The sequence below is a fragment of the Vibrio sp. ArtGut-C1 genome (genome assembly GCF_002105475.1).
Classification (GTDB): domain Bacteria; phylum Pseudomonadota; class Gammaproteobacteria; order Enterobacterales; family Vibrionaceae; genus Vibrio; species Vibrio diabolicus.
Genome location: NZ_NCTH01000005.1, coordinates 105761 through 125003 on the forward strand (window position 1 = coordinate 105761; position 19243 = coordinate 125003).

General features: G+C 45.9%; 20 protein-coding genes. 3 read left to right on the forward strand and 17 right to left on the reverse strand.

The window, feature by feature from the left end:
• Positions 1–7 precede the first annotated feature (7 nt).
• From rlmM to pomA, 7 genes are all read right to left on the reverse strand, one after another.
• On the reverse strand, positions 8–1099 hold the full coding sequence (gene rlmM / locus B7360_RS06260; protein WP_005391375.1) for a 23S rRNA (cytidine(2498)-2'-O)-methyltransferase RlmM: 1092 nt from the start codon (positions 1097–1099) through the stop codon (positions 8–10).
• On the reverse strand, positions 1096–1494 hold the full coding sequence (locus tag B7360_RS06265) for a DUF423 domain-containing protein (protein WP_005391376.1): 399 nt from the start codon (positions 1492–1494) through the stop codon (positions 1096–1098). The genes rlmM and B7360_RS06265 overlap by 4 nt, the downstream gene beginning before the upstream one ends.
• Positions 1484–2107: an alpha/beta fold hydrolase gene (locus B7360_RS06270; RefSeq protein ID WP_065645098.1), complete on the reverse strand. Its 624-nt coding sequence runs from the start codon at positions 2105–2107 to the stop codon at positions 1484–1486. The genes B7360_RS06265 and B7360_RS06270 overlap by 11 nt, the downstream gene beginning before the upstream one ends.
• Complete coding sequence (locus B7360_RS06275; RefSeq protein ID WP_005391378.1) at positions 2088–3008, reverse strand: transcriptional regulator GcvA; 921 nt, start codon at positions 3006–3008, stop codon at positions 2088–2090. The genes B7360_RS06270 and B7360_RS06275 overlap by 20 nt, the downstream gene beginning before the upstream one ends.
• A 511-nt stretch (positions 3009–3519) precedes the next feature.
• Positions 3520–4968 (reverse strand): tRNA uracil 4-sulfurtransferase ThiI, encoded by a 1449-nt coding sequence (gene thiI, locus B7360_RS06285; protein WP_031780206.1) that lies wholly within the window; start codon positions 4966–4968, stop codon positions 3520–3522.
• Positions 4969–5179: 211 nt separating this feature from the next.
• Positions 5180–6127 carry a flagellar motor protein MotB gene (locus B7360_RS06290; protein WP_074190973.1) on the reverse strand — a complete coding sequence of 316 codons (948 nt, stop codon included), beginning with the start codon at positions 6125–6127 and terminating at the stop codon, positions 5180–5182.
• A 14-nt stretch (positions 6128–6141) separates the two neighbouring features.
• Positions 6142–6903, reverse strand: a complete 762-nt coding sequence (gene pomA / locus B7360_RS06295; protein WP_005381564.1) for a flagellar motor protein PomA — start codon at positions 6901–6903, stop codon at positions 6142–6144.
• A gap of 263 nt (positions 6904–7166) precedes the next feature.
• Between pomA and xseB the strand changes: the two genes are divergently transcribed.
• From xseB to dxs, 3 genes are read left to right on the forward strand one after another with little or no spacing between them, the layout of a single operon-like run.
• Positions 7167–7409, forward strand: coding sequence for an exodeoxyribonuclease VII small subunit (xseB, locus tag B7360_RS06300; RefSeq protein WP_005381566.1), 243 nt, complete (start codon positions 7167–7169; stop codon positions 7407–7409).
• Between the two features lie 21 nt (positions 7410–7430).
• Positions 7431–8315: a (2E,6E)-farnesyl diphosphate synthase gene (gene ispA, locus B7360_RS06305; protein ID WP_005391389.1), complete on the forward strand. Its 885-nt coding sequence runs from the start codon at positions 7431–7433 to the stop codon at positions 8313–8315.
• Between the two features lie 20 nt (positions 8316–8335).
• On the forward strand, positions 8336–10201 hold the full coding sequence (gene dxs, locus B7360_RS06310; RefSeq protein WP_085342981.1) for a 1-deoxy-D-xylulose-5-phosphate synthase: 1866 nt from the start codon (positions 8336–8338) through the stop codon (positions 10199–10201).
• Between the two features lie 46 nt (positions 10202–10247).
• Here dxs and pgpA read toward each other — a convergent pair whose 3' ends face one another.
• From pgpA to proB, 10 genes are all read right to left on the reverse strand, one after another.
• On the reverse strand, positions 10248–10754 hold the full coding sequence (gene pgpA, locus B7360_RS06315) for a phosphatidylglycerophosphatase A (protein ID WP_046874310.1): 507 nt from the start codon (positions 10752–10754) through the stop codon (positions 10248–10250).
• A 90-nt stretch (positions 10755–10844) separates the two neighbouring features.
• Positions 10845–11810 carry a thiamine-phosphate kinase gene (thiL, locus tag B7360_RS06320; RefSeq protein WP_085342982.1) on the reverse strand — a complete coding sequence of 322 codons (966 nt, stop codon included), beginning with the start codon at positions 11808–11810 and terminating at the stop codon, positions 10845–10847.
• A 78-nt stretch (positions 11811–11888) separates the two neighbouring features.
• Complete coding sequence (gene nusB, locus B7360_RS06325; RefSeq protein ID WP_005381571.1) at positions 11889–12356, reverse strand: transcription antitermination factor NusB; 468 nt, start codon at positions 12354–12356, stop codon at positions 11889–11891.
• The gene (gene ribE, locus B7360_RS06330; RefSeq protein ID WP_005381572.1) at positions 12356–12826 is read right to left on the reverse strand and encodes a 6,7-dimethyl-8-ribityllumazine synthase; all 471 of its coding nucleotides are present in this window, start codon (positions 12824–12826) and stop codon (positions 12356–12358) included. The genes nusB and ribE overlap by 1 nt, the downstream gene beginning before the upstream one ends.
• A gap of 169 nt (positions 12827–12995) precedes the next feature.
• Complete coding sequence (gene ribBA / locus B7360_RS06335) at positions 12996–14105, reverse strand: bifunctional 3,4-dihydroxy-2-butanone-4-phosphate synthase/GTP cyclohydrolase II (protein ID WP_085342984.1); 1110 nt, start codon at positions 14103–14105, stop codon at positions 12996–12998.
• A gap of 173 nt (positions 14106–14278) precedes the next feature.
• Positions 14279–14932 (reverse strand): riboflavin synthase, encoded by a 654-nt coding sequence (locus tag B7360_RS06340; RefSeq protein ID WP_053811835.1) that lies wholly within the window; start codon positions 14930–14932, stop codon positions 14279–14281.
• 8 nt (positions 14933–14940) lie between these two features.
• Positions 14941–16068 carry a bifunctional diaminohydroxyphosphoribosylaminopyrimidine deaminase/5-amino-6-(5-phosphoribosylamino)uracil reductase RibD gene (gene ribD, locus B7360_RS06345; protein ID WP_085342986.1) on the reverse strand — a complete coding sequence of 376 codons (1128 nt, stop codon included), beginning with the start codon at positions 16066–16068 and terminating at the stop codon, positions 14941–14943.
• Between the two features lie 7 nt (positions 16069–16075).
• Positions 16076–16525 carry a transcriptional regulator NrdR gene (gene nrdR, locus B7360_RS06350; protein ID WP_005381578.1) on the reverse strand — a complete coding sequence of 150 codons (450 nt, stop codon included), beginning with the start codon at positions 16523–16525 and terminating at the stop codon, positions 16076–16078.
• A 206-nt stretch (positions 16526–16731) separates the two neighbouring features.
• A complete protein-coding gene (locus tag B7360_RS06355) occupies positions 16732–17982 on the reverse strand; it encodes a glutamate-5-semialdehyde dehydrogenase (protein WP_085342987.1) in 1251 nt (416 codons plus the stop codon).
• Between the two features lie 17 nt (positions 17983–17999).
• Complete coding sequence (gene proB, locus B7360_RS06360) at positions 18000–19139, reverse strand: glutamate 5-kinase (RefSeq protein ID WP_005391413.1); 1140 nt, start codon at positions 19137–19139, stop codon at positions 18000–18002.
• Positions 19140–19243: the final 104 nt, after the last annotated feature.

Below are 19243 nucleotides of genomic sequence, written 5' to 3' on the forward strand. Positions count from 1 at the left end.
GATAGAATTAGTACGGCGAAATGTTCGATAGACACTGGATATGAATCGTGATTTCTTCACGATCATGATACAAATGCTTAGCTTGTAGTCTGAACTTTACCTTATTATCAATCAGGAACTGCTTCAGGTTTTCAAGGTCTTGCAGCACCTCGTCATAGCGGCCTTTCATTGGCAGCTTAAGGTTAAAGATTGCCTCTTTCGCCCAACCTTTTAACAGCCACTGGCCCATAAGGTGAGCAACACGAGCTGGCTTTTCTACCATGTCACAAACAATCCATGTTACGTTCTTACGGTCTGGTTCGAATTTAAAACCATCCACCATATGATGCTTGATCTGGCCGGTTTCCATCAAGCTGTCTGCCATCATGCCGTTATCGACACAGTGAACGAACATCGAGCGCTTCACCAATTGGTACGTCCAACCGCCTGGACATGCGCCTAAATCGACCCCCCACATTCCTGGAGCCAAACGCTCATCCCACTCTTCACGTGGAATAAAGACGTGAAATGCTTCTTCCAGTTTAAGCGTTGAACGACTTGGGGCGTCTGCTGGGAACTTAAGGCGAGGAATACCCATGAAGAACTGAGAGTTATTGTCTGTGTAAGAATAACCGACATAACAGTGGCCAGGCTCCACAAAACAAATGTGCAGTACTGGCTTCTTCGCGTTGTCTTTGTTCAACATTAAACCTTTACCGCGCAACGCTTGACGCATTGGGACAGTAAATTTACGGCAGAATTTCAGTAGTTCTTTCGCTTCATTCGTATCCGGAGTTTCAATTCTCAAATCTCCACAGCGAGGAAACGCTTCAATGTCTGCTAGCTCATTCAAAATTGGGCTAATGCGGTCATCACTTGGCAGCGATTGAAACTCAGCCGCTACCGCAAACATTTGGCGAGCGAAGATTAACGACTTAAAGTCCAAACCTCTCGCAAGTTTGTCCGCATCTCCATCTTGGTAACACTCGAAGACAACATAACCTGAGTTTCTCTTCACACGAGGGAAGCCATACACTTCCAACTGTGTCGCTTTGTCCTGAATTTCACCAGCACACTCTTTCTCAAAGCCAGAACGGCAATAGAGCATTAGTTGTTTCACTTGGAGACCTCTTTGATATTGAACGCAGCAAAAAAGAACAGACACCAACCAATCATGAACAGCAATCCTCCCATTGGAGTAATCGGCCCAAACCACTTAATGCCTGTCAGCGCCAGTGCGTAAAGACTGCCGCTAAAACAAAAGATGCCGATGATAAAGCAAATCGCTGCAATGAAAAAATATTTTTGTGCTTTTTGTCCCAAATTCAATAGCAATAAAACCGCACAAAACACAATCGCCAGCGTGTGAATAAACTGGTACAACACTCCGGTCTCAAATACGCCAAGTAAATACGGAGCCAACTGAGCTTTTAGCCCATGTGCAGCAAAGGCTCCTAGAGCGACAGAAACCAGCCCAGACAAACCAGAAAATGAGAGTAACCACTTACTTTTCACGGTACACCTCTTTGATAAACGCCGCTAACTGCTCTACCGCGAGCTCGATGTTACCCGCCTCGGTATGGCCTGAGCTCTTGCGCGGTTTAAAGCTGTGGTCACCATCGGGTAAAAAACTCACCTTAACTTGCGATGAAAGGACAAAGTCATCGAATTCCTCACGCTTACCAAAGGTGTCTCGCTCCCCTTGTAGAATCAGCGTAGGTTTCTCGATATTCGCTAAGTGATCGCCTTTGAACTTTTCTGGCTTTCCCGGTGGGTGAAATGGAAACCCTAAACAGGCAATGCCCGCCACCAGCTCATTTTCAGCCAGTAAACTCGACATGCGGCCACCCATTGACTTACCACCAATGACAATAGGTTGAGAGGTAAAGTGAGCAATCACTTCTTCATAGGCTTCCAGCAGTTTTGGCGCACGATCTGGTGGACGCTTTTTCCCATCTTCCGCTCGCTTAATCATATACGGGAAGTTAAATCGCACCACGCGAATTCCTTGCTCAACTAATCCTTTGGCAACGGCGGCCATGAAATCATGTTCCATCCCCGCTCCAGCGCCATGGGCAAAGATAAATAGAGGACCGCTTTCAGGTCCCTCAACTATCCATTGGCTCATCTAGTACTTCCTCTTGCTCTTTTCTCGCGGTCGCTAACATCCAGTCTCTAAACGTTGCGATTCGGCCCATATCTGCCTGCTGTTCATGACACACCACGTAGAATGCATTCTTGGAGATCAACACCTCGTCGAATGGCGCGATGAGTCGTCCAGCTTCCATTTCTGGCTTGGCGAGTACGTTGTTACCAAGCGCAACCCCCTGACCATGCGCAGCAGCCTGTAGCACCATCGTCGAGTGACTGAAAATAGGACCGTGGTTTACATTGATACCTTCGATGTTGTAATGACGCGCAAACTGCTTCCAGTCTTTACGCGAAGTATCATGTAACAAAGTGTGTAATTTGAGGTCACTTAGAGATTCTAATGGTTTGTTGCCTAAAAGTAACGAAGGTGAACAAAGTGGGATCAGAAACTCTTGGTACAATTTATCCGCTCGCAAACCCGGCCAATTCCCACGGCCATAGTAGATAGCCACATCTACATCATCAGTCAGTGAACCTTCATCCATATCCACAGCTTTAATACGTACATCGATATCTGGCTCTTGAGCATTAAAATCGGCCAAACGAGGCACCAACCATTGGATAGCAAAACTCGGCGGTAGACTGATCGTCAATGCCCCTTTTTCACTACGTTCCAATACCTTATCTGTCGCCTCGGCAATCGAGGTGAAAATATCTTTGATGTCGAGAAAGTAACTTTGTCCTTCTTCTGTCAACAATAGCGAACGATTACGGCGACGAAAGAGCTTCAACGATAAGAACTCTTCGAGTGCTTTAATCTGGTGACTGACCGCGGCTTGAGTAACAAACAACTCTTCTGCCGCTCGCGTAAAACTGAGATGGCGAGCAGCCGCTTCGAAGACTCGAAGCGAATTTAATGGAGGCAATCTGCGAGACATATGGGACCTCAAATAGGATTAGTTTTTTTAATCTGAAACATTATAAAATGTCCGTTGTCGAACAGCCAGATAAATTCTATATTTCACCCCGCAACACGAGCCTGAACGGCTTGATTTCTTTGGAAATCAATTGGCTTCGTTGTTGCGATGTTGTGTTTGCAAACTCGTATTTCGAGTTAGGTAGATTTCTACCATAATGTTTTGTCGACACTCCCTGTGACAAAACATATACTTCCTGTATTTATTTTTGACCTGTCTGTCAAATTTGTTACACCGCCTAAATTAGGCGGTGTTTTTTTATCTATCGAAAATCTCATCCGTATATCTGGCAGCAACATCACTTTATTACTCTTCTTTCGGATTAATTATCGTTATATCAACACAAAGTGTATGGCTTTGCGATAAGCCTCAACATTATGCTAAGTAATGATTAGCTGTAACGCGATCAAAAACAAAAAAGGCGCAAATTGATGTCTCAATTTGCGCCTTTTAACGTCTTTTTATCAGTCAACTATGGGCGGTAAACTTTTACGTTATTGAAGCCTTGCTCTTGCAAGTAAAGTGCTTGCAGACGGCTCATCACCCCACGGTCACAGTACAATAGATATGTCTTAGATTGGTCTAAATCACCAAACTGTGTACCCAACTTGTAGAATGGGATATGTTTCACATCCACACCTTCGATTTCGAGCGGGTTATCGTCTTCCTCTTCAGGACTACGAATATCTAGCACAACCGCGTGCTCTTCTACCGCTTCAACCTGCTCGACTTCTGGTGCTGCTTGCTCAGACTCTTTCGCGATATCACGAATGTCCATCATGCGTGCATCACGAACTACTTGCTCAAGAATGCTAAAGTCAAATTTCTCTTCTTCCGCTTCTAGCTTCGCTTTAATCGCTTTTACTGTCGGCTTCTTAGAAATAACACCACAATACTCTGGCATTGTCTTCGCAAAGTCTTCCGTGCCGATTTCGCGTGCTAGGTTAATGATGTCTTCTTTATCCCAGTTGATAAGTGGACGCAGAATCAACGTGTCCGTTACGTTATCGATATGGCGGAGGTTAGTTAGCGTTTGGCTCGATACTTGACCGAGCGCTTCGCCTGTTACCAATGCTTCGATCTTCATCTTCTGAGCGATCATGCCTGCTGCACGCATGAACATACGCTTCAAGATAACCCCCATTTGGCCGTCATCGACTTTCTCTAGGATTTCCGCAACCACAGGTTCGAAATCAACTGAAATGAAACGTACTTTTGCAGAAGAACCGTATTTGTTCCATAGGTAGTGAGAAACCTGCTTAACGCCGATTTCGTGTGCTGGACCACCTAAGTTAAAGAAGCAGTAATGTACTTTTGAGCCACGCTTGATATGAAGGTAGCTAGAAACACCAGAGTCAAAACCACCAGAGATCAAGCTCAACACGTCTTCTTGCGTGCCCAGTGGGAAGCCGCCTAAACCTTTATGACGAGCCAGCACTTGGTTTAGCTTATCGTTCGAGACTTCCACCTTGATCGTCACGTCTGGGTTTTGCAGCTTAACTCTTGCGCTCTCAATCGCTTGGTTTAAACCACCGCCGACATAACGCTCTAGTTCGATAGAGGTAAAGTCGTGCTTACCGCGACGCTTCGCACGTACAACAAAGGTTTTATTTTCGAGTGCAGAGCGATTTAGCTCCAGTACTTGTTCGAAGATATCGTGCAAGTCTTTAAATTCGGTCTGCTTCACTTCCAGTACGTGGTGAATGCCTGGTGTATGAGTCAAAACCTCAAGAACTTCAGCGTGGAATTCGTTACTCTCAGAGGTCACTTCAATGTGATCACGACGGTTGAATACCGCGACAGATTCCGTGCGGCTCTTAATGATGTTACGAATGTTGCACTCTAAAATCTTTGTGAAGCGCTTACGCACAGATTCACTTTTTACAAAAATTTCTGGATGGGGCTTTACAATAAATTTCATAGTCTAATTCGCAGGTTAGTTTCGCAATCAACAAAGAGTGACACTCAACTTCAATGCTTCTTACGCAGTAAAACCGCGTTTCAGTCACAAAAAGTAGTCTGAGCTCACTTTTAAGGCGCAAGATTATACACCCAAGCGGATTGGAAAAACAAAAAAAGCGAGCAATCTGCTCGCTTTCTTATCTCTCTACTGACTTAAAACTAAAGTCTAGTTATTGAATTACAGGCACTTCTTCACTGTATAGTGGTTCGCCTTGCATGATGCTGATTTCAACCCGTCGGTTAAGCGCGCGATTTTCATCAGAATCATTCGGCAACAATGGTTCAGTATCTGCCATGCCTCGCACTCTCAAACGTTGATGAGAGAAGCCTCTCACCTTCTCCATCTCTTGTGCGACCGATACGGCGCGCTGAGAAGAGAGATCCCAGTTAGAACGATAAAGCTCTGAGTCCAACGGTCGGTTGTCCGTATGACCGGATACTCGCACAATGCCTGGCACGTCTTTTACTAACTCTGCAATTTGTCGAACTAAAGGGCGGAATTTAGGCTGCAAGAAGGCCGAACCTTCAGGGAATGCACCTTTTTCACGCATGCGTATGACAATCTGTTGGCCAAGATTTTCAACTTCAATGGCACCTTGTTCAATCTCTCGCTCTAAGGCTTTCTTGATGCTTTCCATCAAGGTTTCCATCTCTTGCGACATCTCTTCAGATTGCTGCTGTTGCATATCCGCTTCTGAAGATTGATTGTTTTGCGTTGACGTTTCTGGCGATTGACCACCGGTTAACTTGCCTTCATCACGCTTTGTGCCACCAGCTCGGTCAGACTCCCCTTCATGAAACTCGAGCGTCTGCTGAGTGATGTCCATGGTTTGCTGCATGATGACATCAATCGGCGTTGGTTCTGGTCGGCCCGGTCGAAACTCTTGAGCAATGATGCTAGTACCTTTGGGAATGTCTTTCACTTCAAGTTGATTTTGTACACCAAAGGCAAATTTCATTGATCCCGCAATCTGTTTGAACTTCAGTACGTCCATTTCAGAAAACGAGAGCAGAAGAACAAAGAAACACATCAGTAGCGACATTAAATCCGCGAATGTCCCCATCCATAACGGGAGACCGGGTGGCGGACAATCGCATTTGTTATCTTCATCATCCATCACTACTCTCCAAGTTACTCGTCAATCTCAAGGGCACGTTTACCTTCGTTGAGGTAGTTCTTCAAGTAACTATCAATCACTCGCGGGTTTTGACCATCTTGAATCGCTAATACACCATCCATGATCAAACGGCGGTTTAGCGTTTCTTGGTCACGGCGCAGAGAAAGCTTATCCGCAATAGGGAAAAACACCATATTGGACAGGATCGCGCCATACAATGTGGTTAAGAGTGCAACCGCCATTGCTGGTCCAATCGCTTTTGGATCATCCATGTTTGAAAGCATCGCAACAAGACCAACCAAGGTACCAATCATTCCCATCGCAGGAGCAACGTCACCAAAGGCGCGAAATACGCCAGTGCCTTGAGTATGTCGTTCATCCGTAAGCGCGATGTCTTTTTTTAAGGCTGCTCTTACCACGTCGGCATCATGGCCATCAACAAGCAAATCAATGCCTTTTTGCATAAAAGTGTTATTAATTTCCATCTCTTCAAGAGCAAGAAAACCACCTTTACGTGCCGCATCGGCCATTTCCACAATTTTTGCGATCAAGTCTTCCGGTTCATCCGCTTTAAACATGAAGGCTTTGCCTGCGATCTTTGTTGCACCAAAGAACTGTCCCATTGTGAACTTCATCAGTACTACAAATATTGAGCCACCAACGACAATAAGGATCGACGTGACATCGACAAACATGCCGATGCTGCCACCAAGCACCATCGCCATAATGACGAATGCAAAACCACCAATCAAACCTAATAGGGTTGCTAAATCCACAAAGCACTCCTCACGCTATACTCAAATACTGCCATTGGGCGGATTATTACCTGTATCGACAACTCGCGCAGAATTTTTAGAAAAATCTTAGCTAATGGATCACAAATTAGACTTAACAACCTTAACCAAAATATGGGGTTTCAGCGCTTAGGCTCGTTTAACGCTAATTTTGTGACAATTATATAAGGTTAAATTTGACCAAGTTACTAGGCTAAGGTAACTTTCGTGCATCTTCTCCAAGGCTTGATTAAGGCAGAAAAAAGATGGCGGTCAAGAAACCAGAAAACATGACCTTCGAAGCAACCATTGAAGAGCTTGATAGCTTGGTTGATCAATTAGAAAATGGCGATCTTGCCCTAGATGATGCTCTACGTAAGTTTGAACGAGGCATTGCCTTAGCTCGTGCCGGCCAAACTAAACTTAGCGACGCCGAACAGCGCGTAAGTATTCTTCTCAGCGAAGATGATGAAGCACCACTGAGTGACTTCAAACCAGATTCAGAATAACCATCAGTAGTGAGCAATGTGATGCAACAGACATTGACGTCTTTTCAACAAAGAAACAATCAGCAATTGAACTTGTGGCTCGATCAGCTTCCATATCAAGAGCAGCCATTGATTCAAGCAATGAAATACGGCCTTTTGCTAGGTGGAAAACGCGTTCGCCCTTTTCTGGTTTACATCACAGGTCAAATGCTCGGCTGTAAACCAGAAGACTTAGACACTCCTGCCGCTGCTATCGAATGTATACATGCCTACTCACTCATTCATGATGATCTGCCAGCCATGGACGATGATGAACTGCGTCGAGGTCAACCAACTTGTCATATTAAGTTTGATGAAGCAACCGCAATACTGACAGGTGATGCACTACAAACTCTCGCCTTCACTATTATTGCCGATGGTCAATTAAACCCGGCAGCCGAGACTCAACGCATCAACATGATCAAAGCGTTGGCGCATTCTTCTGGCGCCAACGGCATGTGTGTTGGGCAAGCCTTAGATTTAGGCGCAGAAAATCGCCAAGTTTCTCTTGAAGAAATGGAAGAGATACACCGTAAAAAAACCGGAGCTCTGATAGATTGTGCGGTAAAATTAGGTGCATTAGCTGCTGGTGAGAAAGGTATTGAGGTTCTACCTCACTTGGAGCGCTACTCAAAAGCAATTGGTTTGGCGTTTCAGGTTCAAGACGATATTCTTGATATCATCAGTGACACAGAAACACTGGGTAAGCCTCAAGGTTCCGACCAAGGTCTGAATAAGAGCACTTATCCTTCCCTGCTGGGTTTAGAGGGAGCCATTGAGAAAGCTCACACTCTGTTACAGGAAGCACTTCAAGCATTGGAAGCTATCCCATACAATACTCAGTTACTCGAAGAGTTCGCCCGATATGTCATCGAGCGCAAAAATTAACACTATAAGCGCGCATTTATATGACTCTTGATATTTCAAAGTACCCAACACTGGCGTTAGCAAATACACCGGAAGAATTACGTCTCCTTCCGAAAGAAACATTACCAAATCTGTGTGATGAACTGCGAACGTATCTGCTAAATTCAGTGAGCCAATCTAGCGGACACTTAGCGTCTGGCTTAGGCACCGTGGAGCTAACTGTCGCTCTGCATTATGTTTACAACACCCCTATCGACAAATTGATCTGGGATGTTGGTCATCAGGCTTACCCGCATAAAATCCTCACCGGACGTCGCGATAAAATGCCAACAATTCGCCAAAAGGATGGTCTACACCCTTTCCCTTGGCGTGAAGAAAGTGAATATGACACTTTATCTGTCGGTCACTCTTCGACATCGATTAGTGCAGGTCTTGGCATGGCCATCAGCGCACAAAAAGAAGGCAAAGGTCGTAAAATTGTCAGTGTGATTGGCGATGGCGCAATTACAGCCGGCATGGCATTCGAAGCTATGAACCACGCTGGCGACGTTCATCCTGATATGTTGGTGATTTTGAACGACAACGAAATGTCTATTTCAGAAAACGTCGGCGCCCTGAATAACCACCTTGCGAAAGTACTTTCTGGCAGCTTGTACACTTCTATCCGTGAAGGCGGTAAAAAAGTGTTGTCTGGTGTTCCACCTATTAAAGAGTTGGTTCGCCGTACGGAAGAGCACCTAAAAGGCATGGTAGTGCCAGGCACTCTGTTTGAAGAGTTCGGCTTTAATTACATTGGCCCGATTGATGGACACGACGTCAATGAACTCGTCAAAACGCTAAAAAACATGCGTGAGCTCAAAGGCCCTCAATTCCTGCACATCATGACCAAGAAAGGCAAAGGTTATGAGCCTGCCGAGAAAGATCCTATCGGCTACCACGGTGTTCCTAAATTCGATCCAACGCATAACTGTCTACCGAAAAGCAGTGGCGGTAAGCCAACTTACTCAAAGATCTTTGGTGACTTTTTATGTGATATGGCGGCCCAAGATCCTAAGCTAATGGCAATTACGCCAGCAATGCGCGAAGGCTCTGGTATGGTACGTTTCTCAAAAGAATATCCAGACCAATACTTTGACGTGGCGATTGCTGAGCAACACGCTGTGACACTTGCAACAGGTATGGCAATTGCTGGCGATCATCCAATCGTAGCTATCTATTCGACTTTCTTGCAACGTGGTTATGACCAACTGATCCACGATATCGCGATCATGGATTTACCAGTAATGTTCGCTATCGACCGTGCAGGTCTCGTTGGTGCAGACGGCCAAACTCACCAAGGCGCATTCGATCTAAGCTTTATGCGCTGTATTCCGAACATGGTGATCATGGCGCCAAGTGACGAAAACGAATGTCGACAAATGCTTTACACTGGCCATAAACATACTGGCCCTAGTGCGGTTCGATACCCTCGCGGTAGCGGGATGGGCGTAGAAATCGAAACTGAGTTTACGGCTTTAGAAATCGGTAAAGGACGCATGGTTCGCCAAGGTGAAAAAGTTGCTATTCTGAACTTTGGTACTTTCTTGGGTAACGCGCTAGAAGCGGCAGAATACCTTAACGCCACTGTTGCTGATATGCGCTTTGTGAAGCCGATCGATGAAGCATTAATTCGTCAATTAGCCGCAGATCATGACGTGCTCGTGACGTTAGAAGAAAATGTTATCGCAGGTGGTGCAGGTGCAGGTGTCGTTGAGTTCATGATGAAAGATAAAATCATTAAGCCAGTCTTAAACCTAGGCTTACCCGATGAGTTTATTCATCAAGGAACACAAGATGAACTGCATGAAGAGCTTGGTCTCGATGCAAAAGGGATTGAAAGATCCATCTTGGATTATTTAGCAAAATAGCATGTAAAAAGGGATGCTCATGGCATCCCTTTTTTACGTCCAACGTTTAATTCATCCAGCCAGCGTATTTTGCGACTAGAAACAGGGCAACACCAGCCATAATTCCCGCCACGATATCATCAACCATAATACCCAGCCCACCGTGAACTCGCTTATCAAGCCACCCAATTGGCCACGGTTTTACCATATCGAAAAAACGGAACAAGATGAAACCAGTGAGCAACCACTTCCACTCGGTCAACGGAATATTTAACGCAGGGACGATACCCATCGTAATCCAAAAACCCGCAAATTCATCCCATACGATTGAACCATGATCATGTACTTTCATGTCTGCTGACGTCACTTGGCAGATTTGAATACCGATCACACACGAAATCAGAACAACAATGACATACGCCGTAAATGGCAATTGCGCCAACAACAAAAAGAAGGGCACGGCCGCCAATGTGCCCATTGTTCCTGGGATAAACGGGGATAATCCGCTGCCAAAACCCGTCGCCAATAGATGCCACGGGTTCTTTAATGAAATCAGAGAAAGAGGGTTGGTCATATCCTTAAACCTATACTGCTAGTTTGGTTTCAATCGTCATGCCTGCGAGTTGCTCAATAGTAACAGGCTCTGGCTAGAGCTTAGCTCAGATCATTTAAAGTGGTCGAAGCCACTTAAGTCCCAATCAAGTGGTTGATTGTTATCATGCAGCTCGAAGGTTCCATTTGGTCGGATTTGACCAATACATGTGACCTTACAGCCAGTATGAGATAAAGCGCTTTGTAACGAGCCTCGATTTTGCTCCGGCACGGTAAAACACAACTCGTATTCTTCGCCACTTGCTAAAGCATACTGCTGCGCGCTGATCTTATCATCTAAAAACTGGACTAATTCTGAAGAGATCGGTAACTGAGAGACATCAATACTCACCCCTACCTGAGATCGCTGTAAAATGTGCTTAATATCAGAGATTAAACCATCTGAGATATCTATCGCCGACGAGGCTAAGCCAACAAGAGCTTGTCCAGCAAGCACACGAGGCGAGCTAAGGTAATGAGCGCGCTCTAGTGCTTCCGCGCCGGCTCTGCTGCGTAGAGAGCCATCTAGAATCACATCCAAGCCAGCTTTTGCATCGCCAAGGTTCCCCGTTACGTACACCCAGTCCCCTGACTTTGCTCCGGAACGTGTGAGAGCTTTACCTTCAGGAACAAAACCTTGCACCGTCAGAGTCAGACACAATGGCCCTTTTGTGGTGTCACCGCCAATTAACTGAATACCATAGTAATCAGCCAATTCGAAAAATGCATCACAGAAAGGTGCAAGCCATTCTTCATCTGGCTCGGGCATTGTTAATGCAAAGCTCACCCATGCAGGCGTTGCTCCCATCGCTGCCAAATCACTGATGTTAGAAGCCAATGCTTTGTGCGCCACCCACGCCGGATTTGCGTCGGATAAGAAATGCGTTCCAGCCACCAATGTATCCGTGCTAATCGCAATCTGAACATTAGCCGGCGCTTTGACGAGTGCGCAATCATCACCAGCCGCTAGGTGGACATCTTTACGTTGGTTCTGACGCCCGACGAAGTATTTGTCTATCAGATTAAATTCACCAGACATAATTCACTTACTTTTTGATGTAAAAGCTTTTGATACAAAAAAGGTCAGCATGTGCTGACCTTTTCATTGAAGAAATCGTTATTTCTTACGAATGTGAGGTGCTGCTTTATCAAGTACACCGTTCACAAACTTGTGGCTATCTTCTGCTGCGAAGACTTTTGCAAGTTCAATCGCTTCATTGATAACAACTTTGTAAGGAACATCTTCGCGACGAGTCATCTCGTACATAGCAAGGCGAAGAAGAGCAAGTTCCATCATATCTAAATCCTGCATAGGACGAGAGATGTATGGACGAATTTTGCTATCTAGCTCAGCGTGGCTAAGTACAACACCGCTTAGTAGTTCACGGAAGTAAGCTACGTCTGTTTCTGGAGCAGCAAGCGCTGGCTCAGATGCATGAAGTTCTTCTTCATCGTATTTGTCGCCAGACAAAAACTGTTCTTCAATCTTGGCAACATTCTCTTTAGTAATTTGCCATGAGTAGATCGCCTGTAGAGCGAATTGACGTGCGTTACGACGTGCGGCTGGTTTCACACTGGCCCCCATTAGGAATCAATTTCAGATAGTACATTAATCATTTCAAGTGCGCTTAGTGCAGCCTCTGCACCTTTATTACCAGCCTTGGTTCCTGCGCGTTCAATCGCTTGATCGATCGTATCAACAGTCAAAACACCAAATGCTACTGGAATGCTGAATTCCATAGACACTTGTGCTAGACCTTTGTTCATTTCACTACAAACATAGTCAAAGTGAGGCGTTCCACCGCGAATAACAGACCCTAGAGAAACAATAGCGTCGAATTTGCCAGTTTTAGCAACACGCTGAGCTACTAGAGGTAGTTCTACGGCACCTGGACAACGCACAACCGTGATGTTGTCTTCGCTTACTTGTCCGTGACGCTTTAGTGTATCGATCGCACCAGAAAGTAGGCTTTCGTTAATAAAACTGTTGAAACGAGAAATAACGATAGCAATTTTTGCATTTGGCGCTGGGAAGCCACCCTCGATCACTTTCATAAGCTTTCCTTTAACTCTATTTATAAGTGAAATATGTTCATCAAGTGAGAATCGCCGGATTCTAGCACAAATTTGTGAGCAATATCTAATGGAAATTGGAGGCAAATCACCGGTTCCTAGCCATTGACGAGTTGAGTGCGTAAAAGACTAGGAACTTATTGTTCGGTTGTTACTCGCAGACGTACTCAACCACGTTCAGACCAAAACCACCTAATGCGTGGTACTTTTTGTTGGTCGATGACAGAAGGCGCATATCATGTACACCGAGATCCGCAAGAATCTGTGAGCCCACACCGACACGGCGAGACGTGCCCTGTTTCTTAGCAAGCGTTGGTGCTTCACCTTTGTCTTGCGCTTCAAACATCTTCACACGATGAATAAGTAGATCGGTCGATTCTTCATGGCCAAGAACAACCAGCACACCGCCTTCTTCACCAATGCGTTTCATTGCCTTATCTAGTGTCCAGCTGCGCTCTGCATTACGATCGCTACGTAGTAAGTCGGTAAAAACGTCTTGAAGATGTACGCGAACCAGTGGCGCTTTTTCTTTCAAATCGCCCTTGCACATTGCGTAGTGCACTTGGTTATCAATGGTGTCTTTGTAGGTGAATAACGTGAACTCGCCAAACTCTGTCGGTAACTTGCACTCTGCCACACGTTCAATCGTTGTCTCAGTGTTATTGCGGTACTCAATTAGGTCGGCAATAGTGCCCAGTTTAATACCGTGCTTCTCTGCAAAGACCTCTAGATCAGGGCGACGAGCCATGGTGCCGTCGTCATTTAAGATCTCAACAATAACCGATGCTGGCTCTAAACCAGCAAGGCGAGCCAAATCACAGCCAGCTTCAGTGTGACCTGCGCGAGTCAGTACACCGCCATCTTGGGCCGCGAGCGGGAAGATATGACCAGGCTGCACCAAATCCGCAGCTTTGGCGTTTGGCGCGACTGCCGCTTGAACCGTACGTGCGCGATCCGCGGCTGAAATACCCGTCGTTACACCTTCTGCCGCCTCAATAGAAACGGTAAAGTTGGTTGTGTATTGCGCATTATTGTCTTGCACCATTGGTGGCAGACCTAGGCTTTCGCAACGATCTTTGGTCATGGTTAAACAAATCAGGCCACGGCCATAGGTTGCCATAAAGTTGATGGCTTCCGGCGTAATATGCTCGGCAGCCATGATCAAGTCACCTTCATTCTCGCGGTCTTCATCATCCATTAGGATGACCATTTTGCCTGCGCGAATATCATCAATAATTTCTTGTGGCGTACTGATTGACATAGTCTGTTATCCCGTTATTCTAAATTTGTTATTGCGACAGCAATGAAAAATCATGTTGCAGTGAATGCTAATTAGGTCAATAGTTTGAGCTTTGCACCAAGCAAGTCAATGAATCTCGCGGTGTTCTGTGAGTCTGCTCTTTATCGCATGCCTCACGCAGCCACTCCGAAGACTTATGCAAAACCGTTTTGCTGTAAAAAGTCCATCGTGATACGAGACTCGGCCTTATCTTCTTGTTGCCCTTGCAGTAAACGCTCCATATAACGAGCAAGTACATCAACTTCTAAGTTTACTTTACGTCCCACTTGAAACTGGTCAATCGTAGTTTCTTCACTCGTATGAGGAACGATCGTCAGCTTAAAAGCATTTTTACGTAAGTCGTTGACAGTTAGGCTAATACCATCAACGGTAATCGAGCCTTTCTCTGCGACGTACTTGCTAATTTCCGCAGGCATTGCAACCCAAAACTCTATCGCGCGGCCAACTAAATTGCGTTCGACAATTTCACCAACCCCATCGACATGACCTGAAACGATATGTCCACCCAATCGCGTTGTTGGTAACATGGCTTTTTCTAGATTCACCTTATCGCCCACTTGGTATTCAGCAAACCCAGTTTTCTTCAAGGTTTCTAATGACAGATCAGCACTGTAATAGTGGCTTCCGAAGTCAACTACCGTTAAGCAAACACCATTGGTCGCAATGCTATCGCCTAACTTAACGTCTGACATATCAAGCGTACCAGTTTCAACCGTGACGGTGATGTCTTCACCCTTCGGCGTAATCGCAGCTAACTTGCCAACTGCTTCTACTATTCCTGTAAACATACTATTTCTTATCTAAGTTCTTTACGTTTGATGGTGGCGGTGATACGAATGTCTACCCCGACCATACGAACGTCTGTAATGTTTAAATCAATGACGTCAGCCATAGCGCTTAATCCTAAAGCACCGATAAGCCCCCGACCATCGCTGCCCATGAGTTTTGGCGCAAGGTAAACAATGAGCTCATCTACAAGATTAGCCTTTATCATCGCACTCGCTAGCGTGGCTCCAGCTTCAACCCATAAGTGATTGATGTGGTGCTCATCCGAGATACGCTTTAATGTTGTTGATAAGTCAATTTGGTCAGCGCTGTCCAATAGAGGGATACAGTCTCCATCTGGGCTAACAATAACTCGCTCTCCATCGGTGTGGAACAGCTTGAGCGCATCCGTTAAATGGTTCTGACGGTCTAAGATTACACGTACTGGTTGACGAAGTTCTTCTCGTAAATACTGCGCTTGAACACTGGTAGGTAAGTCATCCCAACGCACATTGAGTGACGCATTATCATCAATCACCGTTTTGCTGGTAGAGAGAATGCCACCACTCATCGCTCGATAACGCTGCACATCTTGGCGGGCCGCAGGGGAGGTGATCCATTGGCTCTGCCCATTGCTGAGTGCGCTTTGCCCATCCAAACTGGCCGCCATTTTTAATTGAACAAACGGCATGCCTGTACGCATGTACTTTATAAAACCAGGGTTAAGGGCAAGGGCATCTCGCTCTAACAAGCCGATTTGTACTTCAACTCCAGCATCACGCAACATCTGGATGCCCCGCCCCGCAACTTTAGGGTTTGGGTCTACCATTGCGCAAACCACACGTGCCACTTTGGCTTTGATTAACCCTTCAGCACATGGCGGTGTACGGCCGTAATGAGAGCAAGGTTCTAGCGTCACATAAGTGGTTGCACCAACTGCTTTTTCACCCGCCATGCGCATCGCGTGCACTTCGGCATGCGGCTCACCAGCGCGATGGTGATAGCCCTCACCAACAATTTCTTCATCACGAACGATGACGCACCCCACATTTGGATTTGGTGCGGTGGTATAAATGCCACGTCTCGCTAACTTAATAGCTCGTGACATCATGGCGAAATCTAAATCAGAAAACGCTCTTTCAGGAGTGTGTTGAGTCATGAGCTACTCAGTCTTCTAGGCGGGCAATCTCTTCGCCAAACTCGCGAATGTCTTCAAAGCTGCGGTAAACGGAAGCGAAACGGATATAAGCGACCTTGTCGAGCTCTTTGAGTTGGTCCATGACTAAATTACCAATCATTTCACTCGGAACCTCTCGCTCACCCGTCGCACGCAGTTGTGATTTGATCATACTGATCGCTAACTCTATAGAATCAGCACTCACTGGGCGTTTCTCTAAAGCGCGTTGAATACCGCCAACCATTTTATCTTCATCAAATGGTTCACGGTTACCATTCGATTTGATCACTTTAGGCATCACTAACTCTGCGCTTTCAAACGTAGTGAAACGCTCGCTACACGCCAAGCACTGACGGCGACGTCGAACTTGATGGCCATCAGCCACTAAGCGGGAATCAATAACTTTGGTATCGTTCTCGGAACAAAAAGGACAATGCATATCACCTCCATATCTATACCCAAATAACCTCATGAGCAATCACGGCTAACCACGCGTTCATGGTTATACGGACTCTATTAAAGCTATTTGGGTATAACGCTTTCAAACCGAAATAAAAGCTCATGTAGTGTAGCGGAATTGGTATGTTAGACAAAACAAAAAGGGGCCCAAAGGCCCCTTTTTCACTCAAGATCTCGTTGAATGTGTTAACTGCGTGCTAAGTAATTCGCTTTACCAACCCACTTGTAGCTAGTTAGCTCTTCTAAGCCCATTGGACCACGGGCATGTAGCTTTTGCGTGGATACTGCGACTTCTGCGCCGAGGCCAAATTGCGCACCGTCTGTAAAGCGCGTTGAAGCATTCACATAAACCGCCGCCGAACCGACAGAATTGATGAACAGTTCTGAGTTTTCCAAACTATTGGTCATGATCGCATCTGAGTGGCTCGCGTTATGAACACGCATATGATCAATGGCATCTTTCACATCAGACACGACTTTTACACCAAGGGTGTAGCTCAACCATTCCGTATCAAAGTCACCTTCAACAGCATCGCGTACTTGTTTCGCTTGCTCCATGAGTTCTTTTGCTTTTGGCTCTGCCACGAACGTCACTTTTTCGTCCATACGCTCAACGATCATTGGTAGAAACTGTTCTGCAATTTTTTCATGCACGAGCAGCGTATCTAGTGAGTTACACGCAGATGGACGTTGAACTTTAGAGTTCTCAACCACATTCAGGGATTTATCTAGATCAGCGGATTCGTCGACAAAGATATGGCTGATACCAAAGCCGCCAATAATCACCGGAATCGTGCTGTTTTCTTTACACATTTTGTGTAGGCCAGCACCACCGCGTGGAATGATCATGTCGACGTAATCGTCCAGTTTAAGCAGTTGAGAGACTAGCTCACGATCTGGCTTTTCAATGTACTGAACCGAAGCGGCAGGAAGGTTCGCCTTTGCTAGCGCAGACTGAATAACCTTTACCAATTCCATATTCGAGAAAAATGTCTCTTTGCCGCCACGCAAAATGCTTGCGTTGCCGGTTTTCAAGCACAGCGCCGCAATATCAATGGTCACGTTAGGACGCGCTTCATAAATTACGCCCACAACACCCAGTGGTACGCGGCGGCGAGACAATGACATCCCATTTTCCAGTACCTTACTGTCGATTTCGCTGCCCACAGGATCGTTCAAGCTAATAACGTTGCGAACATCATTCGCAATTGCAGTCAATCGTTCTTCATTCAGCAAAAGGCGATCGAGCAGCGCATCGGTTAAACCCGCTTCACGGCCAAGTTCGATGTCTTTAGCGTTTGCCGCCAAAATAGCAGCGGAGTTTGCTTCTAGCTCATCAGCGATGATCGCTAAAGCTTGGTTCTTTTGCGCAGTTGACGCTGTCGCTAATTCGAAAGCTGCATCTTTAGCAGCTTTACCCATATTCGTTAAATCCACTTTGCTTCCCTCTAATTCTATTCCTGAATGACGACCAAATCATCGCGATGAATCACCTCAGAGCCATAATCATGCCCCAAAATAGAGATGATATCTTTACTGTGCTTACCAGTAATTTTAGTTAGGTCATCACTTGAGTAGGCGCTGATGCCACGAGCCACCAACTTACCGTGAGAATTTGTTACACGCGCCACTTCGCCTCGAGCAAAGTCACCACTTACTTTGATTACCCCTTTAGCAAGTAGGCTACTGCCCTTACCGACCACAGCATTTACCGCACCGTCATCAATAATGATGTCGCCCGATGCCGCAGGTCCCGCCAGAATCCAGCGTTTACGGTTTTCTAAAGCTTCAGCGCAAGGTAGGAAGCGTGTGCCTTGTGGCTCTGCACTCAAAGAGTCAAAGATAACATTCGGTGCACTACCGGCAGCAATAATAACCTCGATACCAGCGCGGCGAGCGATGTCTGCGGCTTGCAGCTTCGTTGCCATACCGCCTGTACCCAATGTTGTACCACTTCCTCCTGCGATTTTACGCAGCGTATCGTCGATGGTTTTTACTTCCTTGATCAGCTCTGCGTTTGGGTCTTTACGAGGGTCAGCAGTAAACAGACCTTTTTGGTCAGTTAAAAGCAAGAGCTTATCTGCGCCACACAAAATGCCCACCAAAGCGGAAAGGTTGTCGTTATCGCCCACTTTAATCTCACTGGTCGCAACGGCATCATTTTCGTTTACGATAGGAATAATATCGTTCGCAACGAGCGCATTGATGGTGTCACGTGCGTTTAAGAATCGCTCGCGATCTTCTAAATCAGCACGAGTTAGTAGCATTTGGCCGATCTTGATACCGTAAATACCAAACAAAGACTCCCATGTTTGAATCAAGCGACTTTGACCCACCGCCGCAAGTAATTGTTTACTCGCCATCTCGTTGGGCAATGCGGGGTAACCAAGGTGCTCACGACCTGCTGCAATAGCACCAGACGAAACCATTACCACTGAATGGCCTTGTTTTTTAAGCTCAGCACACTGGCGCGCTAACTCAACCATGTGAGCACGGTCGAGTGCCAGAGTGCCGCCTGTCAGCACACTTGTACCCAATTTCACAACGACAGTTTGTGGTTGTGAAACAACTGCATTTTGTTGATTCGTTGTCATGATGTCTTCTGAAGTGAAAAACAAATAAAGAGAGGATGTTTTAACAATCAAAGAGGGAATTAACAAGAGAAAAGGTGCGTTTTCGCACCTTTTTGTTTGGTATT